The following is a 26,344-nucleotide window of genomic DNA, read 5'->3' on the forward strand; positions in this document are numbered from 1 at the left end:
GCGGAAGTGGCTCAGGGGTAGAGCATCACCTTGCCAAGGTGAGGGTCGCGGGTTCAAATCCCGTCTTCCGCTCTGAGGGGCCTTTCCGGCTATGACCCAGAGGTCTCCTTCTGGTGGAGTGGCCGAGAGGCGAGGCAACGGCCTGCAAAGCCGTGTACACGGGTTCAAATCCCGTCTCCACCTCAACCCGTACCTCCCCCGGAGGCCGCGGAACGGGCGATTAGCTCAGTGGGAGAGCGCTACCTTGACACGGTAGAGGCCACTGGTTCAATCCCAGTATCGCCCACCACGCGTCAGCGCAGGTCAGAGGCCCTGCTTGTGTTGTTGACGAGCGAGGCCTCAGGCCTGGTTGGGCGATATCTGGGCGATGATGTTCTCGCCCGTCGCCTCGGCCTGGTGCCTCGTCCGCAGTTTACCGATGAGTCTGTCCGTCTGTGGCAGGGCCGCGATGAGCCGGTCCCGCTCGTCGGATCGCAGGGCCAGCAGTGAGGTCTCCCACCGCCGCTGCAGCGCCCGCAGGACCTGTTCCCTCATCGGCGGCGTCACATGTTCGTAGACGTCGGTCATCCCGGGCAGCATGGGCCACATCGGGAATGCCATCTTCAGCGAGCCAGGTTCGCTGGGTGTGCCGCCCCTCGTGGAAGGTGAAGCCCCGCAGGATCGGTGGACGGCGCGTGCCCGGGTCAGGGTGTTCGGGATCGCCATCCCAGGCCGGCCGCTTGACGCGGCGGGTGAGGATCGCGGTGGCGCGTTTGCCGGTCAGGGTGATGGGCTCGTCGGCAGCGAACAGCGGAATGCCGGCTTGTTCCAGCTCGTGTTCGATCTTGGTGCCGTAAAGGTGCGGCGAGAGATCCGGTCGATCGATTCGCACACCACCGCGTCGAAGCGCCGGTCGGGTCGGGTGGCTTCGGCGAGCAGGTCCTGGATGCCGCCGTCGCGGGGTATGGGGATGTGGAAGCGGGTGTGGGCGGTGCCGCGCCCGCGGTCTTCGAGGTTCTTGCGGCCCGATTCGATGCCGTAGAAGTGGGCGACCATGAGTGCCCCGGCTGGCAGTGCCTGGCGGCTGTTATCCAACTGCCGGGGCAGCGACAGGGTGGGATCCCGCATGTCGTCGGTGGAGGTACGCCCGCACCAGGCCACCCGCAGCCCATCGAATGGATCGACCAGGCTGGCCGCCTGTGTGGTGCCCCGTCCTGGACGAGAAGTGATCGTGATGGGTTCTTCGGAAAAGCGCGCTCCGCCCGGGTAGGGCGTCCCGTCGATGTGTGCACTCATTGCACGACTCCTGAGTGCGGTACGACGGCGCCCCGCGCATGCTGCCGCCTGACCGCAGGGCTACTGGGGTATTCAGGTGGTGTCGGTGTTTTCGTCGGCCGCCCACTGCAGGAGATCGCGGATGATCAGGACCTGCGCCCTTCGGAGGGCAGCGCCTTCCTGGCCACCGACGCTGAGGATCTCCACATGCACCTCCAGCGGTTCGCCACGATCAGAACTGCCCTCGCCGCTCTGGGCAGGGCGGGAAGAGCGCGGGCCGGAGCAGCCAAGGCGGCCGGTCATGACTGACTTCCCGCGGCTGAGCACGCCACGGTCAGGCCCCAGGACGGCGCCCGAAGGGAACCCCTCTCGCCAGCGCCGCCCGGGGGGCGATCAACGCTCGCCTGGTCCACCGTGGTCAAGGCAACATGCTGGGCATGGGGTCGGATCAAGGCCGACGACACCGCAGTACGCAGCAGACGCGCCACCCCCGCAACCCCCGTCAACCCCGCGCTCGCCGAAACAACTCGCTCGCCTATCTGACCTCCCGGCGCGTCACCGCCGGACCACCATCCCGCTGGGAAGTCGGAGCCATCGGCCACGGCCCCCGCGGCACCGAACTCGCCGAACGCACCACCCAGCACATCCGCGCCTGGAACGCTGCCCCAGACGCCCAGCCGCACATAACCATCCATCCCGCCGACACACCCGACGAGCACCTTCCCGCCGGACTGCACATCATCAAACACGACAGCCGCATGGTGTTCACCTGGTAGACCAGGCCCGCCGGCCTTGCAGCGGGAACAAGCCAAGACGATCGGGTGGTTTCGGCGACATCTATCAGCAACGTTTCTCGATGAGTGCCGCCTACGCCCGTCCCCGCAGCCGTTCCTTGTCGATGAGATCGAGCCGCAATCGCGAAATTTACCGCAGAGAGCAGGCGCGGTGCAGCGAGCGCGAGCAGATGAGTCCCGAAGGCAGCCCATCTCGGAATTAGCCGGAGCTGGAGCTAGTGCGCAGCCTCGTACTGCTCAATCAAGTTAACCGGAATGCGGCCACGATCGCTGACCTTGATGCCGTGGTTCTTCGCCCACTCGCGGATCTCAGCGGAGCGTTCACGGCTACTAGCGCCCTTGTGGGATGAAGCCTTTCCGCGCCGAGTTCCTTGAGCCGGCGACCACTCTCCATGTAAGCGTGCAAGCTGCTCCGCAGTTTGCTCACGTTCTTCTCGTTCAAGTCGATTTCGTACTCTCTGCCGTCCACGGCGAACGACACGGTCTCGCTCGCCTCACTGCCGTCGAGGTCACCCGTCATGGTGACTCGCACCTGCTGGGCCATTTACTTCTCCCTCATTTCAACTTACGAGCACCTTAACGATAGCTGACTCAGACACATGGGTTGGCCAGGAGAAACCAAACAAGATTCCGCATCCTACGCAGAAAAGCAGAATTCACTCGACGGACCGTCGACGCCAGTGGTGGTCCTACCACTGGACGCCACGCTCTGCGGGATTGCCCGTTGCCGGACACCTAAACCGGAATGAGGACTCCGCATATACGGTGAAGGCATCATGGGCCAGGACGTTGATCCGCCGCACCGACAACGGCAACTGGGCGCTCCCAGGAGGCACGATCGACCTCGGCGAGTCCGTCACCCAGGCCGCCGTCCGAGAGACCCGCGAAGTATCACAGCGTCCCGGTAAACGCCGTCGAACTCCAGGAAAACTCGTTTGCCACGGCGATCCTCGTGCGCGGAGAAAATCTTGCGATATTCGAAGACGGCTCCCGGGAAGTAGGCGACGGCGCTGCCACTTCACGGGAAGCTCAGCGAAAAATTGACCTTCGACCTGACCTGCCGGCCATCGTTGAACAAACTACGGATCACTCGGATTCCTCACAGAGCGAACTGCCAACGGCGGCGCGCCGTCGCCGTTGGCAGTTCGTTGCGAAGCAACGATCCACGCTGCAAACGATCAGCGGTTGTTGTCGCCGTCGTTCGACCGCAGTTGGTCGAAGTCGGCCGCCACCCACTCCGGTCGAATGTGCTCGGCGAACCCGCGGCGTATCGCGCGTCGGTCTCCGGACTCCAGGGTGGTGAGCAGGAGCCGGTGCCCCATGGCGATCTCTCTCAGATCTCCGAGTCTGCGGTGCTCCAGCGTCATGAACAGCCTCATCTGGTTCTGCCACGACGACCAGATCCCGATCAGAACCTGGTTGTCCGATGCCTCGTAGATGGCGCGGTGCACCGCCAGGTGCGCTTCCACGCCACCTTTGTAGTCATGCTCCGCAGCGGCACGCTCGAGCGACTCGACCGCCGCGACCAGGTTGTCGTGAACAGGCCCCTCGCGCAAGCGGCGCAGCCCCGCGAACGCGGCGAACGGCTCCAGGACGGTGCGCAACTCTTCGATCTCCGTGATCGTATCGACGCTGACTTCCGCCACGAACGATCCGCGATACGCCTCGCGCTGGACAAGGCCCTCCTCCTCCAGACGGAGCAACGCCTCGCGAAGAGGCCCACGTCCGATGGCCAGGCCATCTGCCAACTGAATCTCACGCAAGGGCGTGCCCTGCTTCAGAACACCCGAGAGGATCGCCTCTCTAAGAATCACGACAGCCTCGTCCGCCTGTGTTGTCTGCGGAATCTGCGGAAGACTCACCATTGTTTTTGTTCCCTCATCGACTGTCGACATTTAACCATAGGCAGGTGGGTGATCCCTTCGACGGCGTCCCTCGCCTCGCACGCACATTCTTCGCTTCGGGCCTTAGGGCTTGAACACGTGGTCGGCGGTCTGCTCGGACAGGCTGGGCGCCGCCGCGAGAAGACGCTTGGTGTAGTCGCTCTTGGGCTGGTCGAGAACCCCTCTGACCGGCCCCGACTCGCAGATCAGTCCTTGCTCCAGGACCAGGACCTGGTCGGCGATCGTGGAGACCACGGCCAAGTCATGGGTGATGAAGAGCAGGGACAGGTCAACCGACCGACGCAAGTCGTCGAGGACATCAAGCACCACCGCCTGAACCGAGACGTCCAGGGCGGAGGTGATCTCGTCGCAGACGATCAGTCCGGGATCGGCCGCCAGCGCGCGGGCGATCGAGACCCGTTGCCGCTGCCCACCGGAGAGCTCCCCGGGGTACCGCTCGGCGTATCGGGCAGGAAGGCGGACTGCTTCCAGCAGCCGCTCGACCTCCGCACCCGCCTCAGTCCGGCTCAGTCCCCTGAGTACCATCGCCGATCGTGAAATCGCGGCACCCACCGAATGGCGGGGATTCAGGGTGTCCGCCGGATTCTGGAAGACCATCTGGACACGTTGAAGTTGCTTGCGCGCCCGATCCTTCGTGGCGTGCGCGACCTCCTCGCCATCAAGGCGGATCGCGCCGGACCAGTGCCGGTGCAGGCCGACGACCGAGCGCGCGATGGTGGTCTTGCCACTGCCGGACTCGCCGACCAGTGCCACGCACTGACCCGGCTGAACGGAGAACGAGATGCCGCGCGCCGCAACTATGGATTCCGACCTCGTCGCATGACGTGCTTCCAGGTGCGCGACCTCGAGCACTGGCGCCGCGTCGGCCTTCACACGGGAGGCCGCCGGCGTGGCCAGGGTCAAGTCGAGAGCCGGCGTGCGGAGCGACTCCGTGCAGCGAACGAGGTGGGCGTCCCCGATCTGCGACAGCGCCGGCAGGTGGAGCTCGCACGACTCGACCTTCTGCCCGCAGCGCGGCGCGAACGCGCAACCGGCAGTCCGGTTCCGGAGGTCGACCGGGCCGCCCGGGAGGGCTTCGAGCTCTCGCGAGATCCGATGATCCGGAGTCGCGGCCATCAGCGCACGCGTGTACGGGTGCCTGGGGCGCCTCAGGACCTCGGAGGCGCTCCCCTGTTCGACCACATATCCGCCGTACATGACGACGATCCGATCCGCGATCTTGGCCGCTACGGCGAGATCATGCGTGATGTAGAGCATCGCGACGGACTCCTCGTCGCGCAGCTGTACCAGGCCTTCGAGGATCTTGGCCTGCGTGACGACATCGAGTCCCGTCGTGGGCTCGTCGAGCACGATCACCTTCGACTGCGACGCCAGGGCGGCGGCGATGCAGACCCGCTGCTGCTGACCGCCGGACAGCTGGTGCGGGAACCGGCGTCCGAACTGGCGCTCTGGGGTCAGGCCGACCGCGGCCAAGCTGCCCAGCAGCACGTCCTCGCCGCCCGGTGCTCGAGGCGCACTGCGAACCATGTCGTTCAAAGTGTCCAGCACCCGGTGCGCCGGGTTCAGCGCAGTGCCAGGGCTCTGGGGTACGTACGAGATCAGGTCTCCGCGCACGGACCGAGCCCGGGAGCGGGCGGTGACGTCCGAGTCCGCGATCGAGACCCGGCCCTCGATGCGAAGACCGGGTGCGCACCAGCCGAACGCCGCAAGCGCCGCAGTGGTTTTACCCGATCCCGACTCTCCGACGAGACACACGATCTCGCCTTCCTCGAGCGAGAGATCGACGTCGTCGACGATGAAGTCGTCGCCCACCGACACGCGTAGCCCTTCCAGCGCCAGCAAACTCATGAAGACTCCTCTGAACGGTCGGAGTTGCGGACGTAGGAGTCGCCGATGAGGTTGAGTCCGATGACCAAGAGGCCGAGGACCGCGGCCGGACCGGCGACGGACCACGGGTTCGATCCGATGATGACGCGGTTCTCGGAGACCATCAGGCCCCAGTCGGCGGACGGTGGCTCCAGGCCGATCCCCAGGAAGTTCACACTCGCGATCACGATGATCGCCCAGCTGAACCGCAGGCCGACATCGGCGATGAGGGTGCCCCGGATGTTCGGCAGCACCTCGCGGACGAGAAGCGAGGCCTTCGGCTCGCCCCGTGCCATCGCGGCCTCGACATAACCCGTCGTCGACACCCCGAGTGCCGCGGAACGGGTGATGCGCGCAACCCCTGGGATGAGGACGAGCGCCGTAGCGCTCATCAGGACCGCCGAGTTGTTCCCAAGCCCGGTACGCAGCAGCAGGACCACCAGCAACGCCGGCATGGACAAAAGGACATCCATCCCGCGCATCAAGAACGCGTCGAGGAACGACCGGGAGATTCCCGCCACCAGCCCGACGACCACACCCCCTGCGTACGTGAGAATCGTTGCGCCGACTGCCATGAGGAGCGTCGAGCGTCCGCCGTTGAGCAGCCGGCTCAACACGTCACGACCGATCGAATCGAGACCCAGCGCGTAGTCCGGGCTCGGCGGCGCACCCGGGACGCCCAGGGTCTCGGTGGGGTCGTGCGGAGCGACGAGCGGGCCGAGGAAGGCCATGAGGACGACCACACCCAGCAGCACGAGGCCGATGCGGCCACCCCACGAGCGAAGCACGCTTCGCAATGCGCGCGGTGATCGTGGACGCCTGATCGTCTGGGCCCGGATCAGGACTGCTTTCGGCGCGGTCACAGCATCTCCGTCCTGAGCTTGGGCACCAGGAACACCACAACGACATCGGCGACGATGTTGATGACCGTGTACAGAGCGGCGAGAATCATCGAGGCCGCGAGAACCTCGTTGGTGTCCCGGGTGTTCACCGCATTGAGCAGGTAGTTGCCGATGCCCGGGTAGGTGAAGAGCGCCTCGACGATGATGATCCCGCCGGCCAGATACTGGAGGTTCTGAGCGATGGTCTGCACGCTCGTCGCCAGCGCGTTGCGCAGGGCGTACCGGCGAAGCACCCGGCGCTCGGGCACTCCGTTGAGCCGGGCGTAGAGCACGTAGTCCGTCGTCAGGGCCTGGATGACCCCGGCCCGGACCTGGCGGGTGCCGGATCCGACCGTGACGATCAGCAAGGTGAGGATCGGAAGCACGAGAGCGTCGGGTTGCCCGAAGGGCGACGCGCCCGGGGAGACCAGAGAGACCGGCGGCAACCACTGCAGCCAGGTGAAGAAGACGGCGATCAGCAGGCTTCCCGTGACGAATTCGGGAAGACCGCCGAGCACCAGCGACGGACCGGAGATGAGGTGGTCGGTGAGCTTGCCGGCGCGCACACCGGAGATGGCGCCGAGGACCATCGTCAGGGGCACCAGCAGTGCCGCGGTGAGCCCGCCCAGCACCAGGCTGTTGACGAGCGGGTCGCCCAGCGTGGCCGAGATCGATGCGTTGCCCTGGTACTGGGCCAGAGCGACGGCAGACTCCCCGAAGTCACCCGTCAACAGGCCGCGCAGCCAATGGAAGTACTGCAACACAAGTGGATCGTTGCTCCCGAGCCGTTCACGCATCGCTTCCAGGGCTCGTGGTGAGGCGTTGCGCCCCAGAACCAGTTCGGCCGTGTCGCCCGGCAGGAGTTTCGTGCAGACGAATGCCAGTACCGAGACGACGAACACCGTCAGCAGTCCAGCCGCCGAGCGTCGGCCCAGGAACCCGACCACGGGCGGCCCCGGCCATCGAAGCCGCCGCGCCCGCGGGCCGGATGACCCCGGTGCGGCATGAGGTGCAGCAACATCGGTCGTCATGCCATGGTCCTCACTGATCGTTCCGGTCCCACATCACCGATCCGCGCCCTACTTGGCGAACCAGCCGTCGCTGAACCGCGAGACGTTCAGGTTGATGCCCCCCGTCTGCTTCAACCCGCGAAGCCTGGGACTGACGATGTCAAGCCAGGGCTGGTTGCTCCAGCAGAGATAGCCGCCCTCGTCGAACTGCTGTTGCTGGACTTCGCGCCAGAGGCTTGCGGCCTTGGTCTCGTCCAAAGTGGCCATCGCTTGCAGGATGAGATCGTTCGCCTGCCGCCCACCCGGCGACTGCTTACCCCACCACGTGTCACGGAACGGAGCGTCCTGCAGTACATGAGCTGAGTAGACGCCGGCCAGCGACGCGAACGCGAAGATGTAGTCCACGGCGAAGGGCCGAACGTACACTTGCTCGGCCGGGGTCCAGTACGTCGCCGGAGACGTCGTCTTGACCTGGACGTTTACGCCCGCGGCCTTCGCCTGCTGGGCCAGGACGGTTGCCGCTTTGTCCAGACCGATGAGCGGCGGACTCGGCAGCACGAACGTCTCGCCGAGGACACCGGCCGCCTTGAACAGACCTCGGGCCTTGTCGGGGTCGAACTCCCGCTTGAGATCCGTTGCGTAGTACTGGTTGCCGGGCCCGACGAGGTCGTAGGCGACGTTCCCGAAGCCCGCCGCCGCGCTGTCGATGAGCTGCTGGCGGTTCACGAGGTACTTGAACGCCTGCCGAACCCGGACGTCGGCGAAGGGCCCCTGGTCGACCCGCATCGCGAAGACGGGTTGCGCGTACGCGCTCTTCGACTCCAGAAGGACCACCTTCGGGTTGGACCTCTGCTGTGCCGCCACCGCATAGTCGGGCGAGGACGCGATGTCGATGGAGCCGGCGAGCAGCGCGTTCACCATCGCCGTGCTGTCGCTGAACGACGACTCGACCACGACGGATTCGAAGTACGGCTTCGGCGCATCCCAGAAATTCGGATTGCGGACGAGAACGCTCTGCTTGCCGGCCGTGAAGGACTGGAACTTGAACGCCCCGGTTCCGATCGGGTTCCGGGCGATCTCGGCCGGGGTCTTGCCCTCGGGCGTGATCCAGAGGTTGTAGTGGGTGAAGAGCGTCGGGAACTGGGCGTAGGGACGCTTCAGGGGAACCCGCACCGTCAGCTTGTCGACCGCCTTGACGTTCGCGAAGTCGACCAGCCCCAGGAGGAAGCCGGCCCCGTAGTTCGTCGCCGGATCGGACATCCAGGTCCGCAGGTCGTAGACGACGTCGTGGGCGCCGAAGGACTTCCCGTCGTGCCAGGTCACGCCGTCACGGAGGCGGAAGGTCCACGAGGTCGCATCGGCGTTCGGCTCCGCACTGAGTGCCAGGCCCGGCTCCAGCGGGAACAGCTTGTCACCTGACCCCGCGTAGAACAGCGGGGTGAAGAGCTGGGCGACACGAATGAAATCGGGACCGACCGCAGCCGTTCCCGGGAAGAGGTTCTCACTCGGCCCGCCACTGGCCACACCCACTCGCAGCGTTCCGCCGGGTACCGGAGTCCCCCCGGGGAGCGCGCTCGGCACTGCGGCCGGGCTCCTCGACGACGAGCTCGAGCTGCTGCATCCCGCCAACAGCAGCCCCGCACCGATGCCCAGCCCGCCGGCGAGCACGCTCCGGCGAGACAGGCCCGGGAGGTCGGCGGTCGAGTCTCCCACGGGCCGGTCGAGAGCGCCCATGATTCTCACCTCTCACCACAAGAGCAACCATCCATAGATGGATGATTGTTTACAATGAGCAGAAAGCTATATCGTTGAACGCGCTTTCGGCAAGGCATCGGTGGAAGTTCGTTCGGCTCGAGACAGCGAGGAGCCAAGCCATCAAGATCAAAGAGATCGCGTGCTACCGGGCGGATCTGCCCGTGTTCGACGGCGAGTACGTCATGTCGCACAACCGGGTGGTCCGTTCCCTGGCGAGCACCGTCGTACGCGTGACGGCCGAGGACGGCACCGTCGGCTACGCAGAGGCATGCACCCTCGGCGGCAACTACATGGACGGCTTTCCCGGAAGCCTGCATGCCACCGTCGCCGAGCTCGCGCCTGTCGTGCTCGAGGCGAACGTCTTCGAGGCCGACACCCTGGTGACACGGATGGACGCGGCTCTGATCGGCCACCTGCCGGGCAAGGCCGTGATCGACAATGCGATGTGGGACCTGCGCGGCAAGCTGCTCGGTCAGCCGGTGGCCCGGCTTCTCGGGGGCGTCCAGCAGTCGACGTTCGGAACCTTCACCGCGGTCGGGCTCGGGCACCCGGCTGAGATGGCCGAGAAGGTCGGCCGCTACGCCGAGCACGGCTTCCGTCACTGGCAGCTCAAACTGGGCAACGACCCTCTCCAGGACGCCGATCGGGTGCACGCCGTCGTGGACGTCCTCCCGGAGAACTCCTCCTTTCTGACCAGCGACGCGAACGCCGGCTGGACGGTCGCCCAGACCCTGCGGTTCCTTGGCGCCGTGGAAGGCGTCGAGACCTACATCGAACAGCCGTGCCGGACGGTCGCCGAACTCGAGCGCGTGCGCCGGCACACAGACCGGCCGATGCTGGTCGACGAGAGCGTGAAGGAGCCCGCGGACATGTTGTCCGTGGTCGGGCTCGGCCTCGCCGACGCTCTCAACCTCAAGCCGACCCGGGTCGGCGGACTGACGAAGGCTGCCAAGATCCGCGACATCTGTGTCGCCGCAGGCGTCATGATCCTGGTCGACGAGCCGATGGGGGCCGACCTCGCCAGCGGCGCGACGGTGCAACTGGCGGCGACGATCCCGGCGGGGAACTTCCTGTCCGCTTCGTTCTTCAGCCACGAGGGCATGCCCGCGTCGTACCGGCCCGCCGGCGGCAACGCAACGGGGCCGACCGTGATCGACGGGGACATTCACTGGAACGACGCGCCCGGCCTCGGCGTCGAGGTCGACGAATCCGTGTTCGGCGCTCCTACGGCTGTCTATTCGCTGCAGTAGATGGAAATGGGGGCGCGATCACCGTGCCCGACCACACCGACGTCCGGAGGCATTCCCATGACTACCGTCGAAAGTGTTCGCGGACCGATGGACGTCGGCAGCCTCGGCGCCACGCTGGTGCACGAACACGTCTTCATCCTCGATCACGAGATCGAGCACAACTACCCCGAGCTGTGGGACGAGGACGCACGGATCGCGGATTGCGGTAGCCCGGCTCGGCGCCCTCAAAACGGCCGGCGTCGACACGATCCTCGACCCGACCGTCCTCGGCCTCGGCCGCGATATCCAACGCGTCATCGACGTGAACGAACGAGTCGACCTGAACATCATTCCGGCGACCGGTATCTACACCTTCGACAGCGTCCCGTTCTTCTTCTCCTTTCACGGTCCCGGCACTCCGCTCGGCGGCGACGAACCCATGGTCGGCATGTTCCTCAAAGACCTGACCGAGGGAATCGGCGGTACGTCGGTAAAGGCCGGATTCCTCAAGTGCGCCATCGACTCGACGCTCACCGACGGGGTCGAGAGGGTCTTCGCTGCGGTGGCAGAGGCCAGCCGCGAGACCGGTGCCCCGATCACCGTCCACACCAGCGCTCCGCACGGCACCGGACTGCTCGCGCAGGAGTACTTCACGAAGGCCGGCGTGGACCCCGGCAAACTGGTGATCGGCCACTGCGGCGACAGCGCCGACCTGGACTACCTGCACCGGATCATCGACGGTGGCTCCTATCTGGGCATGGACCGTTTCGGGCTCGACAACCTGCTGCCCACCGAGCAGCGTGTTGCCACGGTCGTGCAACTCGTCTCGGAGGGCTACGCCGACCGGATGCTGCTGGCACATGACGCTGCGTGCCACAACGACTGGTTCCAGCCGGGATTCCCGGAGCAGGTCGTGCCCGACTGGCACTTCACCTTCATCCCCAACGAGGTGCTGCCGAAGCTCCGGCAGGCAGGCCTGAGCGAGGAACAGATCACCACGATGCTGGTCGACAACCCGCGTCGCTACCTGTCGCGGAACTGAGGCCGCTCGTGACGACATCGTCGGCACCACGGAGTTCCGTCATGCCCGAGAGGTTTCCGCAGACCGGTCCGCGACGCGCCGCGCTCCTTACCGGAGCGGCGGGAGGAATCGGCACCGAACTCGCCCGCAGGCTGTCCGCACAGGGTTACCGCATCATCGGAGTCGATCGACGAGTTGAGGCGGTCAAGGCCCTGGCTGGGCTTCCCGCTGTCGAAGCCGTCGGCTGCGATCTGGGCGACGCCGCCGCCGTCGCCGCCCTGACCTGTCGCATCGAGGACGAGTGGGCGGACGACCTCGAACTGCTGGTGTGCAACGCGGGCATCAATCTTCCGGGCGCTGCGATCGACGTTCCACTCAACCTGGTGGACCAGCAGCTCATGGTCATGCTGACCGGTCCGATCCATCTGCTCGCGACCGCCGCGCGCATCTTCGCAGAGCGCGGCCGCGGACATCTCCTCGCCACGGTCTCGCTCGGTGGCATCGCCGCTTTGCCCGGCTCGGCGGCGTACTCCGCCGCCAAGGCCGGCTTGCGCGCCTACCTCTGCGCTCTCAGCAACGAACTCCGCGGCTCCGGAGTGGCGGTGTCGGGCGTCTATCCCGGCTCGACCGACACCCCGATGCTGATGTACGAAGCTCTCCACGGAGCCGGCCCGTTGAACTTCGTCGGCAAGTTCGCGACCGCCGGGCAAGTGGCCGATGGCTTCGAACGGGCCCTCCGCACCAGGCGCCTCGAGATCTACGTGCCTTACCAGGACAGCATCCTGAGCAGAACCGTCGAGGCCTTCCCATGGCTGATCCCGCCCCTGCTTCCTGTGCTGAACCACCTGGGGCGCAAGGGCCGTGATCGCTACCTCCGCCAACGAGGCGTCACCACCCCCGGCGCCGTCGATCACGAACCACGCAGCAACGATTTCTGAGGAGGAACCCGATGCGTTGCCTCGTCACCGGTGCCACCGGCTTCTTCGGCGGGAACCTCGTACGGACGCTCATCGCCGCAGGGCACGAGGTTGTCGCGACAGGGGCACCTGGTTCGTCGACACGATTCCTCGACGATCTCTCACTCCGGGTCCGGCTCGCCGACCTCGGCGATCCCGACCGGCTACCCGAGCTCGTCGACGGCCAGGACTGGGTCTTCAACGTCGCCGGCGACACCTCTACCTGGAGCGGTCTCGCCGCGCGCCGACGGCGGGTCAACGTCGAGGGTGCCGGCCTGCTCGCCGACGCCGCGCTCCGCGCCGGCGTCAAGCGATTCATCCATACCAGCACGCTCGATGTCCACGGCTACAACGCCGACGGCTCACCCTTGCCGGAACGCCACGGCGAGCATCCATTCACTGGCATCGGCTACGACTATGCCGACACCAAAATGGCCGGGGAGGCAGCTGTGCGCCGGCGCCTCGACGAGGGTCTCGATGTCGTGGTCGTCTATCCCGGGTTCATGGTCGGCCCCTACGACCACACCTTCCAGTTCGGACGCATCATCCGCGATCTGCGCGCCGGCAAGACGGTCTACGCACCGCCTGGAACGGGGTCGTTCTGTGACGTCCGGGCTGTATCAGAGGGCGCGCTGGCAGCTGCGGTGAGGGGTGGCACCGGAGAGGGCTACAACCTCACGGGCCACAACCTGTCCTACGCCGACGTCTTCGCTCGCGCCGGCGAACTCGTCGGGGCGCGGCGGCGTCCAGTGACGCTGTCGGCCGGAATGTTCCGTACGTACGGTGCGTTCGCCGCGTTCCTGGCTCGCTTCACTGGCAAGGAACCGGATATGGATCCCGGAATGGCCAAGTACCTCTGCTCACCCCAGGCGTCGGACTGGAGCAAAGCGAGCCGCGAACTCGACTACCACCCCGGCGACCTCGACCAGGCGATCACCGACGCCGCAGCATGGTACGACACCCATCTGCCAGACGGAAAATGATCCACAGCGTTCTTGCGTCCGCGGCCGAGTGGCATCGGAAGTCGTCGACCTTCTGCCGCAGTTCGTCGAGCGTAGTCATCGTTCCGCCCTGGCCCGTCGACTCAGCTCGCTCTTCGCAAGCGCGTTCTTGTGCACTTCGTCCGGTCCGTCGGCGAGCCTCAGCGTCCGGATGAACGCGAACATGTTGGCCAGCGGAAAGTCCTGCGACAGTCCCCCGGCTCCGTGCGCCTGGATCGCCTTGTCGACGATCCACTGGACGGTCGTCGGCGTTGCGATCTTGATCGCCTGGATCTCGGTGTGGGCACCCTTGCTGCCGACCGTGTCCATCAGCCAAGCCGCCTTGAGCACGAGCAGACGCAGTTGCTCCAAGCGCACTCGCGACTCGGCGATCCAATCCCGGACAACGCCCTGCTCCGAGAGCGGCTTGCCGAAGGCGACGCGGTTCGCGACACGATCGCACATGAGCTCGACGGCACGCTCGGCGAGGCCGATGCTGCGCATGCAGTGATGGATCCGGCCGGGCCCGAGCCTTGCCTGCGCGATGGCGAATCCGCCGCCCTCGGCGCCGATCAGGTTGCTCGCCGGGACGCGCACATCCGTGAACGAGAGCTCCGCATGTCCCCCATGCTCGTGGTCGGGGTACCCCAGGACGTGCATGCCGCGGTGGATCTCGACGCCGGGAGTGTCGCGTTCCACGAGGATCATCGACTGCTGGCGATGCCGGTCTGCGGACGGATCGGTCTTGCCCATCACGACGAAGACCTTCGCGTTCGGGTTCATCGCACCGCTGATCCACCACTTGCGGCCGTTGAGGACGTACTCGTCACCGTCGCGCTCGATCCGGGTCGAGATGTTGGTGGCGTCGGAGGACGCGACCGCGGGCTCGGTCATCGCGAACGCCGACCGGATTCCGCCTTCCAGCAGCGGATCGAGCCAGCGTTCCCGCTGCTCGGGAGAGCCGAACAGCGAGAGCACCTCCATGTTGCCCGTGTCGGGGGCCGCGCAGTTCAGCGCGGGCGGCGCCACGTGAAGGCTGCGCCCGGTGATCTCGGCCAGCGGCGCGTACTGCACGTTTGTCAGACCGGCGCCGTCCTGTCCGGGCAGGAAGAGGTTCCAGAGCCCGCGCTCGCGCGCCTCGGCCCGCAGCTCAGCGAGGATCGGTGCCGAGTCCCAGGCCCACGGGTCATCGAGCTGCGCGAGCTGGTCCTGATACGTCTGTTCCGCCGGGTACACATGGCTGTCCATGAACTCGAGCAGCGATGCCCGGAGCTCGGCGGTCCTCGTGTCGTACTCGAAATCCATCAGTGGTACTCCTTCATCGCGGTGAGACCACCCTCGAGCAGCGGGTGGATCGCGTCGCCGATCGTGTCGAAGCCCTCTCCGACCGTCTGGCCGTGGAGGTGGCGGAAGTGGATGCCCTCGAGGATTGCGGCGAGCTTGAACGTCGCGAGTCCGAGGTAGAAGCCGAAGCGGGACAGGTCGCGGTCGCTGCCGTCGGCATACCGCATGATGATCTCGTCCTCTGTGAGGAAACCGGGAGCCGAAGCGGCGTCGCTGAAGCCGTCGCCGGAGAGGACCTCGCCTAGCCGGTGGTACACCAGCATCAACGCCAGGTCGGTCAGCGGGTCACCGAGCGTGGCCATCTCCCAGTCCAGCACCGCGGTCGCCCGGTCGTCCGAGGAGACGAGCACGTTGTCCAGGCGGTAGTCGCCGTGCACGACAGCGGTTCCGGAGTCCGGTGGTACGTCCGCGGCCAGACGCGCATACAGCTCGTCGACAGCGGGCAGATCGCGATGGTGAGACGCGTCGAGCTGCTTCTTCCAGCGGTGGACCTGCCGGGTCAGGAAGCCGGCCGGCTTCCCGAAGTCATCCAGCCCGACCTCACCCGGCTCCACCTGATGCAAGGCCGCCAGAATGTCGACGAGCTGCGTGGCGATGGTCCGCGTGCGTTCTCGCCCGTGCTCGGCGAGCTCGACCGCCCGACGGTACGGCGTCCCGGCACATCGCTCCATTACATAGAACGGCGCACCGATGACGGAGTCGTCCTGACAGAGCGCATATGTGCGCGGTACCGGCACGGGCGTGTCCTTCAGCGCCGACATCACCCGGTATTCCCGTGCCATGTCGTGTGCCGTCGGCAGCACATGTCCCATCGGGGGCCGGCGCACGATCCACTCACGGTCGCCGTCCGCCACGACGTACGTCAGGTTGGACTTGCCTCCGGCGATCAGCGTTGCAGTCAGTCCACCGTCGGCGCTCGGAAGGGTGTCGGACAGCCAGCGCGCGAGGCGTTCGAGGTCGAGTCCTGGCGGTGCTTCGGACGTCACAGGCAGATCACCGTGCCCATGTCGACAGCCGACCATGCCGAGGGCCTGGGCGCCGACGATGTCGGGCTCGGCCTGAGATCACGATGGGTCGGACAGCTTGAGCCGGGGGCAACTGCCCCATCACGTGCTGACGCCTTTCTGCTCCAGGCCCTGCTGCAGCTTGTTCATGCCGCGCAGCCACCGCTCCGGGTCGCCGGCCCGTCCGACGTAGTAGTCGGCAACCTCCGGGTACGGGAGGATATAGAACCTGTCGTCCTGCATCGCCCGCCACACCGTCTCGGCGAGTTCGTCCGGCGACAGGACGTCGCTGTGGTTCAGCAGCTCCTGGAACGCGCCCGACGCCTCGTACATCCGGGTCCGCACGCCCAGCGGACAGATCGTCTGCACGACGACTCCCCGGTGACGGTAGGTCGCCGAGAGCCACTCGGCGAAGGCCACCGCACCGTGCTTGGTGACGGAGTACACCGGACTGCCCAGCATGGTGAGGAGTCCGGCGGCCGACGCGGTGACCACGAAGCGACCTTGTCCGCGGTCGACCCAGCCCGGAACGAGCCTGCGCGCGGCGCGCACGTGCCCGAGCAGGTTCACGTCGAGCGCCCCCGCCCACTCCGCCTCGGGAGCGTCCAGCCCGACGCCCCCCTCGGTCCCGGCGTTCGCGAACCAGACGTCGATGTTCCCGAGGTGCTCTTGTGCTCGTTCGACAAGATCCGCCACACCGGTTTCACTGCCCGCGTCGCCGGCGACGGCGTAGCCGCCGATGTCCTCCGCGACCGCCGCGGTCGCAGCCACGCCCAGGTCGTTGACGACGACCCGCGCCCCTTCGGTCGCCAGCCGGGCTGCGATCGCCCTGCCTATGCCGTGCCCGGCGCCGGTCACGACGACACCCTTTCCCTGAATGCTCATCCGGCCATTCCAATCGACATCACGCCTCCGTCGACGACCAGTTGCTGACCGGTCATCCAGGCGGCGTCCTCGGACAGCAGAAACGCAACGACGCCGCCGATGTCCTCCGGCATGCCGAGACGCTTGAGCGGATACCTCTCCGCGAGTTCAGCCTCGCGGCCCTCGTAAAGAGGCGCCGCAAACTTCGTCTTCACCATGGCCGGCGCAATCGAGTTGACACGAATGTCCGGGGCGAGCTCGACGGCGAGCTGCTCGGTCATGTGGGTCAGCATCGCCTTGGTCGCGCCGTAGAGGCCGATGTCCGGGGCGGCGCGAAGCGACGCCACGGACGAGACGTTGACGATGGCACCACCGTGCTCCTTCATCCAGGCGCGATGTGCCTGCTGTACCCAGGCCAGTGCGGCGAGGCAGTTCACCTCGACGATCTTGCGCACGGCATCCGGTGCGAGTTCGACCATCGGGCAGCCGTAGCCCATGCTGATCGCCGCATTGTTGACCAGCATGTCGAGGCTGCCGAACCTTTCGACCGCATGCCCCACTGCGTCGGCCTGATGCCCGGGGTCGTCGGCGCTGCCCGCGACGGCGAGCGCGTGCTCCGGTCCGCCGAGCACGTCCACCGCCTCGTCCAGAGCGTCCTTGTTCCGAGCGGTGATGACCACCTTCGCACCGTCGGCCACGAGCCGCTCGGCAATGGCCAGGCCGATGCCTCTGCTGGCACCGGTCACGATCGCGGTACGACCGGCGAACCTGTCGTTCATCGGACTTCTTCTCCTTCGGGCCGTCAGGCGTCGTCGCCGAGCGCCATCCAGATCGTCTTGGTCTCGGTGTACTGCTCAAGCGCCTCGGTGCCGTTGTCGTGACCGCCGAAGCCCGACATCTTGTAGCCGCCGAACGGGGTGGCGAGGCTGCCCTCGCTGTACTCGTTGACCGCGATGACGCCCGCACGGACCCGCCGCGACACCTTGACGGCACGGTCGAGGTCATGGGTGTACAAGGTCGCGTGCAAGCCATACGACGAATCGTTGGCCAAGGCGACCGCTTCGTCATCCGTCTCGAATGGAGTCACCCCGACGACCGGCCCGAACACTTCCTCGCGCCAGATTCTCTGGCCGGGTCGGACGTTGTCGATGACGGTCGGTTGGACGAACCAGCCGCCAGTCTCCTCGTAGAGGCGCTTTCCACCGAACGCGACCTGCGCACCGGAGGCCGCCGCCTCGTCGATGTGGCCGAGAATCCTGTCCAGGGCCGACGCTTCGATGATCGGTCCGATCTGGGACTCCGAATCGCGCGGCGAACCCACTTTCCACTGTGAAGCGATAGCCGAAAGTGTCTCGACGAAGTCCTTGTGGAGTGACTTGTGCACCAGGATCCGTGATCCGCAGGTGCAGTTCTGGCCGGCATTCCAGAAGCCGGCGATCGATGTTTGGAGCGCGACCGCCTCCAGGTTGCGGCCGGCGTCACTCAGCACGATCCCCGCGCTCTTGCCGCCGCACTCGAGCACGACCCTCTTCATGTTGCTTTCCGAGGAGTAGCGCAGGAACGCCTGCCCCACCGCGGTGGAACCGGTGAAGGTGATCGCGTCGACGTCCATGTGCAGGCCGAGCGCCCGGCCCGCGATCTCGCCACGTCCGGGCAGCACATTGATGACACCGTCGGGAATGCCGGCCTCGGCGGCAAGCTGAGCGAGGTAGATGGTGCTCAGCGACGCCTGCTCCGGCGGCTTGACGACCACGGAGTTCCCCGCGGCCAGGGCGGGGCCGAGCTTCTGGCTCGCGATGGCGATCGGAAAATTCCACGGAAGCACCGCGCCGACGACACCGACCGGCTCCTTCACGACCAGTGCGAGGTTCTTCTCACTGGTGGGTGCCACCTTGCCGTAGACCTTGTCGATCATCTCGGCGTAGTGACGGATAGTGCTGACGACGTGGGGGACGTCGATGGTCTCGAGATCGTGGACCGGCTTGCCCGCATCGATCGACTCGATGTCGATGAACTGCTGAGACCTCGACTCGATGAGGTCGGCGAAACCGAGCATCGCGGCCTTGCGCTTCTCGGGCGCCAGGCGCGACCACCGACCGTCGTCGAATGCCTTCCGTGCGGCTGCGACGGCAGCGTCCACATCGGCCTCGCCGCAGTCGGCGATCTGGGCGAAGATCTCGCCCGTCGCCGGTGCGAACGAGTCCAGGGTTCCGCGCGAGGCCGGGTCGACGAACGCTCCGTCGATGAAAGCCTGGGTCGGTACGGACTTCACAAATTCGAGCGCATCCATCCTTGGTCCTTCGTCGAAGTCATCACTGACAGCAATTGTTGATTGTCGACAATCGTCACGATTATCTTCGGTCACGTCTGTCGACAAGGGCTTGGTTTCACTCGACACGGCGGCCCGGCATGATGCCGGGGAGTTCATTCGACACGCTTGAGCTTCGGGACTTCCTTCCAGTAGTCCGCGAGCGCGAAGCCCTCCGGGAATGGATCGGTCGGGTCGAGCCCGATCTGCTTGACCGCCGTGATCCACGACTGGCCTGCCACCCGGGGGCGCACGGCGGGCAGATCACCGACGGTGGTGATCTCGTCGATCGACGCGGTGAAGGTGGTGTCCAGGACGCTCTCGTGGATGAAGGTCTGACCGACCTCGATGTCACCGCGGGCGTGGAGAAGCGCGAGGCGCGCGGAGGTGCCGGTGCCGCACGGGCACCGATCCAGCCCGCCCGGGCTCACCACGACGGTGTTGCGTGATCGCAGGACGCCGCCTTCCTCACGAAGCGGTCCCGCGATCAAGGTCTGGGTGATTCCGTTGAAGCGCGGTTCGAGCGGGTGCACGGCCTCCAGTTGCTCGTGGGCGGCCTTCTTGACCCGCTGCCCGACCTCCACGAGCCGTGCGGCCTCATCGCGGGTGATCTTGAAGCCCAGAGTCTCGGCGTCGACGATCGCGTAGGTCATGCCACCCCACGCGACGTCGACGGGAACGGTGCCGATGCCGGGGACGTCAATGGGCGCCCGTTGGTGGTAGACGAAGGCCGGCTGGTTGAGGAACGACGTGCTGAGCACCTTGCCGTCCCGGCATTCGGCACGAATCCGGATCGGCCCGGCCGGCGCCTCCAGGGTCAACTCGGTGACCGGCTCGACCATCGGAACCATGCCGGTCTCGAGCAGGACCGTGGCGACGCACATCGTGTTGCTGCCGGACATCGCGACGTACTCGGTCGGCAACGCGATGATGTAGCCGAAGTCCGCATCAGGGTGGTTCGATGGCACCACGAAGTTCACGGACACGCCCCAGGTCAGTGGCTCCAGGACGAGCATCTTGCGGATGCGGTCAAGATTGTTCTGGAAGTAGAGCATCTTGTCGCGGACGGTCTCGCCCGGCACCGGCGGCAGCCCACCGACGACGACGTCGGCTCGCATGCCCTCATTGTGGGCGCTGACCAGGTGGATCATCTGTCTCATTCGCACGGGCCGTCCTCCTTTCCCATGGTCGTGGGCACCGGTGGCGGGCTCGGGGGGATGAGGCTCAGGCTGTCGATGTCGTCGACGAACTTGTCGCCGAGCATGTAGCCCTCAGGGAAGGGGTCCGTGGGATCGACACCCACCTGCATCGTCGAGTTGATCCATGCCTGACCGCCCACCCGGGGCGACACGGCCGGGTACGCACCGACCGTCGTGGTGCTCTCGACCTCGGCGGTGAATCTGGTGCCCAGGATCGACTCGTGCACGAACGGCTGCCCGATCTCGAGTTCGCCTTGTGCGTGCAGGAGGGCCAGCCGTGCCGAGGTGCCGGTCCCGCACGGACTCCGGTCGACCACGCCTGGCGATATCACGACCGCGTTGCGCGAAGTCAGTACACTGTCGACCATCCGCAGCGGGCCGGCGAACTCGGTCTGCGTGATGCCGTGGTGCCGCGGTTCCAGCGGGTGGACCACCGGGAGTTGCTCGGCGGCGGCAGCCTTGATCCGCTGCCCGAGCGCGACCAGATCGCGCGCCTCATCCTCGGTGAGCCGGAAGCCGAGAGCTTCGGCGTCGACGATGGCGTAAGTCATTCCTCCCCAGGCGACATCGACCGGGATCGTCCCGGACCCGGCAACCTCGACCGGTGCCTGGTGGTGGTAGACGAACGAGGGCTGGTTCAGGAAGGAGACGTTCGTGACCTTGCCGTCCCTGCATTCGCAGCGCAGGCGGATGAGGCCGGCGGGTGCTTCCAAGGTCAGCTCGGTGACCGGCTCGACCATCGGAACCATCCCCGTCTCGAGCAGCACGGTGGCAACGCACAGCGTGTTGCTCCCCGACATCGCGACGTACTCGATCGGCTCGGCGATGATGTAGCCGTACGCCGCCTCCGGGTCGCCGGCCGGCACGACGAAATTGAGACCCGACACGGTGCGCGGCTCGTACATCAGCGTGCGGCGGATGTGATCGAGGTTCCGCTGGAAGTACTGCATCTTCTCGAAGACGGTCTCCCCCGGCACCGAAGGCACGCCGCCGACCACCACGTCACCGACCATGCCCGCCGCATGGCATCCGACGACGTTGTAAACCTTGTCCCACCGCATGTACGCCTACTCCTCGTCCTCGTGGGGTTCCGACTCCGCGCCCGGGACATTCCCGCGGCCGGCGCGCGCCGAGGCCAGTTCGGGCCGATGCGGCGACAGCTTCTCGGCGGTGACGCCGTACCCGGCAACATCGTCCGGCAGTCCGCGGCCGGCGAGCAGTGCCGCACCGACGCGGGACAGCGCGGGCGCCGTCTGGATGCCGTATCCCCCCTGCCCGGCGTACCAAAAGAAGCCGTCGACGGATGAGTCGAACCCGACGACCGGGTGCCGGTCGGCGACGAAGCTGCGAAGTCCACCCCACTCCGATCGCACACTCCGCGCGCCGATGACCGTCGCCTCACCGAGCGCGTCCAGTGCCCTCGCGATCTCCAGCGGGTCGGCCTTGGCGTCGGCCGGCTCGTGCGGAGTCTCGTCGACCGGCGAGCAGATGAATCCGTCGCCCTCGGGCTTGAAGTAGAACCTGCTCTCGACTTCGTTGGTCAGGGGGATCCGTGAGACTTCGCAGCCCTCCGGCGCACGGACCCCGAACATGCTGCGGCGCAGCGGAGTGATCCCCACCGGGGCCACCCGGAAGATCCGCGCGACCTCGTCGGCCCACGCGCCCGCGGCGTTGACCACCGTCTCGGCTTCCACCACGCTGCCGTCGCGCAAGACCACCCTCCAGACGTTCCCGGCGCGCGTGGCGGCCACGACCGGTGCCGCGGGATGCACCTTTCCGGCGCGGCGGCGCAGGCCGCGGAGGTAGGCGGAGTGAATCGTGTGGACGTCCATCTCCATCGCCCGAGGCTCGTAGGCACCGATGCGGTAGTACCCCGAGCGCAGCACCGGGTTGAGTTCGAGCACCTCGGTGGCGTCCACGATCGCGAGGTCCGGAACCTGCGCACTCACCTCTGCGTGCCAGGCACGGAGTTTCTCTTCGTCTCCCGGCGTCGCCACGATCAGGGACGGCAGCGGTTTCATCGCCGGCGAGTCGAACCAGTCTTCTCCGTCGGAGAGGTGCTCCCGGCTCGCGAGGGTGAGACCCCTGACGAGGGCCGATCCCAGCACCTCGACGAACACCGCCGCCGACCGGCCGGTGGTGTGGTAGGCCAGCGTGGACTCCATGTCGAGCAGACCGACGCTGTGGTCCGCCGCGATCTCGTAGCCGATGGACGCTCCGGCCATGCCGCCGCCGATGACGAGGACGTCATAACCGCTCATCGCGCTCACCCTCCCGCCGGCGACGCGATGCGGCCGGACGAGTCCAGCCCGGCGAGCTTGCGCGCGACCTCGGCGCGGTAGAGCTCGACATTCCGCATCTTGACTTCCTCGTAGCCGCGCACCATGTCGGGCAGCGCCGCAACCTCCGCAACGGCGTCGACGTTGTTTTCGTCGAGTCGTTCCAGCAGCTGCTCGACCAGGGCCGTGTACTCGCCGACGAGCGCCCGCTCGGTGCGACGGACCTTCGCGTAGCCGAACACGTCGAAGCGGGTACCGCGGACCCGTCTCATTCGGTAGAGCGCCCGGAAAACAATGCGGAACCACGGCCCCAGGCTGATCTTCTTCTTCATGCCCAGGGCCCGCAGGACCGGCGGATGCAGCCGGTAGCGGTAGCTCGCCCCGGGGCCGAACTGCTCCTCGAGCTCGGTGACGAGCCCGGGACGGACGCTGAGCCGGGCGACCTCGTACTCGTCCTTGTACGCCATCAGCTTGAACAGGTGCCGGGCGACTTCGACCGTCAGGGTGGTGGCCTGAGCGCCCGCCACGCGCTCCTCCGCGGCCCGGACTCGTTCGACGACCGAGGCATACCGGTCCGCGTACGCCGCGTTGTGGTACGCGGTGAGCTCAGCGATCCGAAGGCGGACGATATCCTCGAGACCGGCCTCGGGAGCCTCGGCGGTATCGTTCGCGTCGACGGTTCCGCCGTTCCGCAGGGCGGCGCAGAACGAGTCGGGGTCCGCGATCAGCTGCCGGCCACGCCGAAACGCCTGCGTGTTGCGCTCGACGGCGACACCGTTGAGCGCGATCGTCGCCTCGATCTGGTCGGCGGGCACGGGTAGAGCGCCGAGCTGAAGCGCGACGCCGACGAGGAACATGTTCGCGTACTGATCGTCACCGAACAGGTCGAGGGTCGCCTCACGCGCATCGACGAAGCGGCCGGCGTCCTTGCGCGTCCGGTCGCCGATACGGCCGAGCGTGTCCCGCGCCGCGGGGAAGTGCACGGTGGTGTCGGCGACCATCGCCCCCGTGGGCACCTCGGCGGTGGACACGACCGCGACTGTCCGCTCCGGTGAGGCGGTGCCGAGGTTGTCCTCCGAGGCGGCGACCAGAACGTCGCAGCCCAGGTACAGGTCGCATTCACCGGCGCCGACCTTCGCCGCCAGCTCGATGGGCTCGCGGGTGACCTTGAGATCGGAGACGACCGCGCCGCCCTTCTGGGACAGCCCGGTCTGGTCCAGAGCACGGACCTCAAACCCGGAGCGAGCCGCGGCGGTGGCCACCACCTGCGCCATCGTCACCACGCCCGTGCCGCCCACCCCGGTGATGCGCACGCTGAACCGGTTGGGATCAACCACCTGCGCCGGCTCCGGCAACGCCGCCGCATCGATCGGTGGGGCGTCTCGGCGGCCTCGCGCGACCTTCTCCCCCGGGACCACGGTGAGGAAGGACGGACAGTCCCCGTCGAGGCAGGAGAAGTCCTTGTTGCAGGACGGCTGATGGATCTGTGTCTTCCGGCCGAACTCGGTCTCTACGGGCTGGACCGACAGGCAGTTCGACTTCTGGCCGCAGTCGCCGCAGCCCTCGCAAACGCGTCCGTTGATGAACGCGCGCTGCGCAGGCTCCACGGCCTTGCCGCGCTTGCGCTTGCGCCTCAGCTCGGCAGCGCATTCCTGATCGTGGATGAGCACCGTGACACCCGGGGTGTCCGCCAGTTCCCGCTGCACCTCCACCAGATCGCCTCGGTCGTGGACCGCCACCCCGCGCGGCAGCCTGGCCCTGCGGTACCGCCTCACGTCGTCCGTGGTGATCACCACCTTGGCGACCCCTTCGGCCAAGAGAGCCTGGCTCACCTTGGCCACGCTCATCCCGCCCACGGCGTCCTGTCCGCCGGTCATCGCGACGGCGGAGTTGTAGAGCAGCTTGTAGGTGATGTTGACGCCGGATGCGACCGCGGCCCGCACCGCCAGGCTCCCGGAATGGTGGAATGTGCCATCGCCAATGTTCTGGAACATATGTGGCGTCTCCACGAACGGCGAGAGACCGATCCAGCTCGCTCCCTCGCCGCCCATCTGGGTCAGCCCCATGACGTCACCGACCTGGCCGGAGGCCACCAGGCCGACCATGCCGTGACAACCGATGCCTGCCGATACGAGTGAGCCGTCCGGCACCTGAGTGGACCTGTTGTGCGGGCAACCAGAGCAGAAGTACGGCGTGCGTGGGAGCAGTGCGAGCGGCCGGCCGAGCAGGCTCCTGCCCGGCGTCGCCACCGGCTCCGGAAGATCGTAATGCGATGCGAGCCGCCGACGCAGTCCGGTGGCGATCCGGTCGGCGCCGAGGTCGTTGTCCGCGCGGAAGAGCTCGGATCCGTTGATGTCGGTCTTGCCGACGACGACCGGGGCTCCGTTGCGCCCGTAGAGGATGTTCCGGATGCCGGCCTCAATGAAGGGACGCTTCTCCTCGACGACAATGATCTCGTCGAGGCCCTCGCTGAACGCGGCGATCTCCTCGGGGTCCAGCGGCCAGACCATGCCGAGACGCAGGATGCGGAGTCCGGCGGCCTCCGCCTCCGCCGGTGCGAGACCCAGCGAGTCGAGGGCTTGGCGTAGGTCGAGGTAGGTGCTTCCCGCGGCCACGATCCCGACCCTGGCGGCGGATGCGTCGTACACCCGGTTGAGGCGGTTGGCACGGGCGTAGCGCCCCGCCAACTCGAGGCGCTGGTGCACCATGCTCCGCTCCAACGCCGCGAGGTAGGGTTGGCCGAGCATCAAGCTCGGCTCGTGAACGTAGGGTTTCCCGTCGACGATGTTGCCGGGAACGACGACCCGCGGCGTGTCCAGACCGACGGCGGCGGTGGAGTGACCGTCCGCCACGTTCGTGGCGATCTTGAGGCTTACCCACAGCCCGCTGAATCGCGACATCGCCATTCCGTGGATGCCGAAGTCGAGCACGTCCTGCGCGTCCGACGGCACCAGGACCGGCATGCCGAGCTCGGCGAGAGCCATCTCGGAAGCACTGGGCACGGTGGAGGACTTGGCCACCGAGTCGTCGCCGACGAGCGCCAACGCTCCCCCTTCGGGGCTGGTACCCGCGAGGTTGGCGTGCCTCAATGCGTCAGCGGCCCGGTCGAGTCCGGGCGCCTTCCCGAACCAGTAGCCTGCGACGCCGTCCACGGTTCGACCCGCGACGTTGCCCACCATCTGGCTGCCGACGACCGCGGTCGCTGCCAGTTCCTCGTTGAGGCCGGGGGTGAAGACGATTCCCAGCTCGTCGAGCCGACTTCCCCGACGCTGCAACTCGAGGTCGTATCCGGCGAGCGGCGACCCCTCGTAGCCGGAGATGAACGCCGAAGTATTGCGGCCGTTCCTCTCGTCGCGCCGGCGCTGGTCCATCGGCAGACGAACGAGGGCTTGGAGCCCGGAGAGGTAGATCTGACCGTCCTCGACCGCGTACTTGTCCTCGAGCCGCTGCGCGACGGCGGTCTTGTCACTCATCAATGGCACCTGTTCACGTGGAGAGCCGGTGGAGGCTCGACCGAGCCTGTCCGGGCAGTTGCAGTTCGGAACTCGCCGGGAAGACGTCCCCGGCGCCTCATGTCGGCCACGCAGGCCCGTCGTGGTGTGCGGCCGTGGCGAGCTGGAAGGTCTGTCCCAGCACGCCACGGCGCGGGTCCCCGGTCCGGGGAGGTGTCACCTGGAACGGAGAGCATCTGGTGCG

The 26,344-nt window shown here is 66.9% G+C and carries 23 protein-coding genes, 3 tRNA genes and 3 pseudogenes; 10 read left to right on the forward strand and 19 right to left on the reverse strand.

Features of this window, described 5'->3' with window-relative positions:
• From BM339_RS20860 to BM339_RS20870, 3 genes are all read left to right on the forward strand, one after another.
• Positions 1-72, forward strand: a tRNA-Gly gene (locus BM339_RS20860).
• Between the two features lie 40 nt (positions 73-112).
• Positions 113-183: transfer RNA gene (locus BM339_RS20865), tRNA-Cys, on the forward strand.
• A gap of 31 nt (positions 184-214) precedes the next feature.
• Positions 215-289 (forward strand) — tRNA-Val (locus tag BM339_RS20870).
• Positions 290-339: 50 nt separating this feature from the next.
• On the opposite strand, the gene BM339_RS49960 is transcribed toward BM339_RS20870, so the two are convergent.
• The 3 genes from BM339_RS49960 to BM339_RS48785 form a co-directional block, all read right to left on the reverse strand.
• Positions 340-567, reverse strand: a complete 228-nt coding sequence (locus tag BM339_RS49960; protein WP_177287742.1) for a hypothetical protein — start codon at positions 565-567, stop codon at positions 340-342.
• Positions 568-759: 192 nt separating this feature from the next.
• Entirely contained in the window at positions 760-1,275 is a 516-nt protein-coding gene (locus BM339_RS48780; RefSeq protein ID WP_143118534.1) for a recombinase family protein, read from the reverse strand.
• A 72-nt stretch (positions 1,276-1,347) separates the two neighbouring features.
• A complete protein-coding gene (locus BM339_RS48785; protein WP_143118536.1) occupies positions 1,348-1,557 on the reverse strand; it encodes a hypothetical protein in 210 nt (69 codons plus the stop codon).
• 134 nt (positions 1,558-1,691) lie between these two features.
• Here BM339_RS48785 and BM339_RS48790 point away from each other — a divergent pair, with 134 nt between their 5' ends.
• Positions 1,692-2,030: a class I SAM-dependent methyltransferase gene (locus BM339_RS48790; RefSeq protein ID WP_143118537.1), complete on the forward strand. Its 339-nt coding sequence runs from the start codon at positions 1,692-1,694 to the stop codon at positions 2,028-2,030.
• A gap of 233 nt (positions 2,031-2,263) precedes the next feature.
• Here the strand turns inward: BM339_RS48790 and BM339_RS52855 are convergent, their stop codons facing one another.
• The gene (locus BM339_RS52855) at positions 2,264-2,356 is read right to left on the reverse strand and encodes an Lsr2 family DNA-binding protein (RefSeq protein WP_420883412.1); all 93 of its coding nucleotides are present in this window, start codon (positions 2,354-2,356) and stop codon (positions 2,264-2,266) included.
• Positions 2,357-2,481: 125 nt separating this feature from the next.
• A pseudogene (locus BM339_RS52860) lies at positions 2,482-2,592 on the reverse strand (Lsr2 dimerization domain-containing protein); the annotation flags it as partial.
• A 221-nt stretch (positions 2,593-2,813) separates the two neighbouring features.
• Between BM339_RS52860 and BM339_RS51535 the strand changes: the two are divergent.
• Positions 2,814-2,936, forward strand: a pseudogene (locus BM339_RS51535) (NUDIX domain-containing protein); the annotation flags it as partial.
• 290 nt (positions 2,937-3,226) lie between these two features.
• Here the strand turns inward: BM339_RS51535 and BM339_RS20895 are convergent.
• The 5 genes from BM339_RS20895 to BM339_RS20915 form a co-directional block, all read right to left on the reverse strand.
• On the reverse strand, positions 3,227-3,943 hold the full coding sequence (locus tag BM339_RS20895) for a GntR family transcriptional regulator (RefSeq protein WP_083597798.1): 717 nt from the start codon (positions 3,941-3,943) through the stop codon (positions 3,227-3,229).
• Positions 3,944-4,015: 72 nt separating this feature from the next.
• The gene (locus BM339_RS20900; protein ID WP_075021930.1) at positions 4,016-5,800 is read right to left on the reverse strand and encodes an ABC transporter ATP-binding protein; all 1,785 of its coding nucleotides are present in this window, start codon (positions 5,798-5,800) and stop codon (positions 4,016-4,018) included.
• Positions 5,797-6,681, reverse strand: a complete 885-nt coding sequence (locus BM339_RS20905; RefSeq protein ID WP_075021931.1) for an ABC transporter permease — start codon at positions 6,679-6,681, stop codon at positions 5,797-5,799. The genes BM339_RS20900 and BM339_RS20905 overlap by 4 nt, the downstream gene beginning before the upstream one ends.
• Positions 6,678-7,730 carry an ABC transporter permease gene (locus BM339_RS20910; RefSeq protein WP_083597800.1) on the reverse strand — a complete coding sequence of 351 codons (1,053 nt, stop codon included), beginning with the start codon at positions 7,728-7,730 and terminating at the stop codon, positions 6,678-6,680. The genes BM339_RS20905 and BM339_RS20910 overlap by 4 nt, the downstream gene beginning before the upstream one ends.
• A gap of 48 nt (positions 7,731-7,778) precedes the next feature.
• Positions 7,779-9,443 carry an ABC transporter substrate-binding protein gene (locus BM339_RS20915; protein ID WP_083597801.1) on the reverse strand — a complete coding sequence of 555 codons (1,665 nt, stop codon included), beginning with the start codon at positions 9,441-9,443 and terminating at the stop codon, positions 7,779-7,781.
• Between the two features lie 74 nt (positions 9,444-9,517).
• Between BM339_RS20915 and BM339_RS20920 the strand changes: the two genes are divergently transcribed.
• The 5 genes and pseudogenes from BM339_RS20920 (at position 9,518) to BM339_RS20935 (ending at position 13,653) form a co-directional block, all read left to right on the forward strand.
• On the forward strand, positions 9,518-10,714 hold the full coding sequence (locus tag BM339_RS20920; RefSeq protein WP_177287743.1) for a mandelate racemase/muconate lactonizing enzyme family protein: 1,197 nt from the start codon (positions 9,518-9,520) through the stop codon (positions 10,712-10,714).
• Positions 10,715-10,801: 87 nt separating this feature from the next.
• Positions 10,802-10,861: pseudogene (locus BM339_RS52510) on the forward strand (hypothetical protein); the annotation flags it as partial.
• 100 nt (positions 10,862-10,961) lie between these two features.
• Positions 10,962-11,735 carry a phosphotriesterase family protein gene (locus BM339_RS20925; protein ID WP_337959925.1) on the forward strand — a complete coding sequence of 258 codons (774 nt, stop codon included), beginning with the start codon at positions 10,962-10,964 and terminating at the stop codon, positions 11,733-11,735.
• A gap of 41 nt (positions 11,736-11,776) precedes the next feature.
• The gene (locus BM339_RS20930) at positions 11,777-12,652 is read left to right on the forward strand and encodes an SDR family NAD(P)-dependent oxidoreductase (protein WP_075021935.1); all 876 of its coding nucleotides are present in this window, start codon (positions 11,777-11,779) and stop codon (positions 12,650-12,652) included.
• A gap of 11 nt (positions 12,653-12,663) precedes the next feature.
• On the forward strand, positions 12,664-13,653 hold the full coding sequence (locus BM339_RS20935; RefSeq protein ID WP_075021936.1) for an NAD-dependent epimerase/dehydratase family protein: 990 nt from the start codon (positions 12,664-12,666) through the stop codon (positions 13,651-13,653).
• A 75-nt stretch (positions 13,654-13,728) separates the two neighbouring features.
• On the opposite strand, the gene BM339_RS20940 is transcribed toward BM339_RS20935, so the two are convergent.
• The 9 genes from BM339_RS20940 to BM339_RS20980 form a co-directional block, all read right to left on the reverse strand.
• Positions 13,729-14,955, reverse strand: coding sequence for an acyl-CoA dehydrogenase family protein (locus BM339_RS20940; protein ID WP_075021937.1), 1,227 nt, complete (start codon positions 14,953-14,955; stop codon positions 13,729-13,731).
• A complete protein-coding gene (locus BM339_RS20945) occupies positions 14,955-16,016 on the reverse strand; it encodes a phosphotransferase family protein (protein WP_075021938.1) in 1,062 nt (353 codons plus the stop codon). Before BM339_RS20945 ends, BM339_RS20940 begins: the two co-directional genes overlap by 1 nt.
• Positions 16,017-16,100: 84 nt before the next feature.
• Positions 16,101-16,883 (reverse strand): SDR family oxidoreductase, encoded by a 783-nt coding sequence (locus tag BM339_RS20950; RefSeq protein ID WP_075021939.1) that lies wholly within the window; start codon positions 16,881-16,883, stop codon positions 16,101-16,103.
• A complete protein-coding gene (locus tag BM339_RS20955) occupies positions 16,880-17,641 on the reverse strand; it encodes an SDR family oxidoreductase (RefSeq protein ID WP_075021940.1) in 762 nt (253 codons plus the stop codon). The genes BM339_RS20950 and BM339_RS20955 overlap by 4 nt, the downstream gene beginning before the upstream one ends.
• 23 nt (positions 17,642-17,664) lie before the next feature.
• Positions 17,665-19,152 (reverse strand): aldehyde dehydrogenase family protein, encoded by a 1,488-nt coding sequence (locus BM339_RS20960; RefSeq protein WP_075021941.1) that lies wholly within the window; start codon positions 19,150-19,152, stop codon positions 17,665-17,667.
• 134 nt (positions 19,153-19,286) lie between these two features.
• A complete protein-coding gene (locus BM339_RS20965; protein WP_256255412.1) occupies positions 19,287-20,330 on the reverse strand; it encodes a proline racemase family protein in 1,044 nt (347 codons plus the stop codon).
• Entirely contained in the window at positions 20,327-21,430 is a 1,104-nt protein-coding gene (locus BM339_RS20970; protein ID WP_075021943.1) for a proline racemase family protein, read from the reverse strand. The genes BM339_RS20965 and BM339_RS20970 overlap by 4 nt, the downstream gene beginning before the upstream one ends.
• Before the next feature lie 6 nt (positions 21,431-21,436).
• Positions 21,437-22,630, reverse strand: a complete 1,194-nt coding sequence (locus BM339_RS20975; RefSeq protein ID WP_075021944.1) for an NAD(P)/FAD-dependent oxidoreductase — start codon at positions 22,628-22,630, stop codon at positions 21,437-21,439.
• 5 nt (positions 22,631-22,635) lie between these two features.
• Complete coding sequence (locus BM339_RS20980; RefSeq protein ID WP_075021945.1) at positions 22,636-26,121, reverse strand: indolepyruvate ferredoxin oxidoreductase family protein; 3,486 nt, start codon at positions 26,119-26,121, stop codon at positions 22,636-22,638.
• Positions 26,122-26,344: the final 223 nt, after the last annotated feature.

This window comes from Actinomadura madurae (assembly GCF_900115095.1).
Classification (GTDB): Bacteria; Actinomycetota; Actinomycetes; order Streptosporangiales; family Streptosporangiaceae; genus Spirillospora; species Spirillospora madurae.

Bases quoted from the DNA above. Each gene is read 5' to 3' on its own strand.
- BM339_RS49960 (WP_177287742.1), bottom strand. From the start codon at position 567: ATGACCGACGTCTACGAACATGTGACGCCGCCGATGAGGGAACAGGTC.
- BM339_RS48780 (WP_143118534.1), bottom strand. From the start codon at position 1,275: ATGAGTGCACACATCGACGGGACGCCCTACCCGGGCGGAGCGCGCTTT.
- BM339_RS48785 (WP_143118536.1), bottom strand. From the start codon at position 1,557: ATGACCGGCCGCCTTGGCTGCTCCGGCCCGCGCTCTTCCCGCCCTGCC.
- BM339_RS48790 (WP_143118537.1), top strand. From the start codon at position 1,692: ATGGGGTCGGATCAAGGCCGACGACACCGCAGTACGCAGCAGACGCGC.
- BM339_RS20895 (WP_083597798.1), bottom strand. From the start codon at position 3,943: ATGTCGACAGTCGATGAGGGAACAAAAACAATGGTGAGTCTTCCGCAG.
- BM339_RS20900 (WP_075021930.1), bottom strand. From the start codon at position 5,800: ATGAGTTTGCTGGCGCTGGAAGGGCTACGCGTGTCGGTGGGCGACGAC.
- BM339_RS20910 (WP_083597800.1), bottom strand. From the start codon at position 7,730: ATGACGACCGATGTTGCTGCACCTCATGCCGCACCGGGGTCATCCGGC.
- BM339_RS20915 (WP_083597801.1), bottom strand. From the start codon at position 9,443: ATGGGCGCTCTCGACCGGCCCGTGGGAGACTCGACCGCCGACCTCCCG.
- BM339_RS20930 (WP_075021935.1), top strand. From the start codon at position 11,777: ATGCCCGAGAGGTTTCCGCAGACCGGTCCGCGACGCGCCGCGCTCCTT.
- BM339_RS20935 (WP_075021936.1), top strand. From the start codon at position 12,664: ATGCGTTGCCTCGTCACCGGTGCCACCGGCTTCTTCGGCGGGAACCTC.
- BM339_RS20940 (WP_075021937.1), bottom strand. From the start codon at position 14,955: ATGGATTTCGAGTACGACACGAGGACCGCCGAGCTCCGGGCATCGCTG.
- BM339_RS20945 (WP_075021938.1), bottom strand. From the start codon at position 16,016: ATGGTCGGCTGTCGACATGGGCACGGTGATCTGCCTGTGACGTCCGAA.
- BM339_RS20950 (WP_075021939.1), bottom strand. From the start codon at position 16,883: ATGAGCATTCAGGGAAAGGGTGTCGTCGTGACCGGCGCCGGGCACGGC.
- BM339_RS20955 (WP_075021940.1), bottom strand. From the start codon at position 17,641: ATGAACGACAGGTTCGCCGGTCGTACCGCGATCGTGACCGGTGCCAGC.
- BM339_RS20960 (WP_075021941.1), bottom strand. From the start codon at position 19,152: ATGGATGCGCTCGAATTTGTGAAGTCCGTACCGACCCAGGCTTTCATC.
- BM339_RS20965 (WP_256255412.1), bottom strand. From the start codon at position 20,330: ATGAGACAGATGATCCACCTGGTCAGCGCCCACAATGAGGGCATGCGA.
- BM339_RS20970 (WP_075021943.1), bottom strand. From the start codon at position 21,430: ATGCGGTGGGACAAGGTTTACAACGTCGTCGGATGCCATGCGGCGGGC.
- BM339_RS20975 (WP_075021944.1), bottom strand. From the start codon at position 22,630: ATGAGCGGTTATGACGTCCTCGTCATCGGCGGCGGCATGGCCGGAGCG.
- BM339_RS20980 (WP_075021945.1), bottom strand. From the start codon at position 26,121: ATGAGTGACAAGACCGCCGTCGCGCAGCGGCTCGAGGACAAGTACGCG.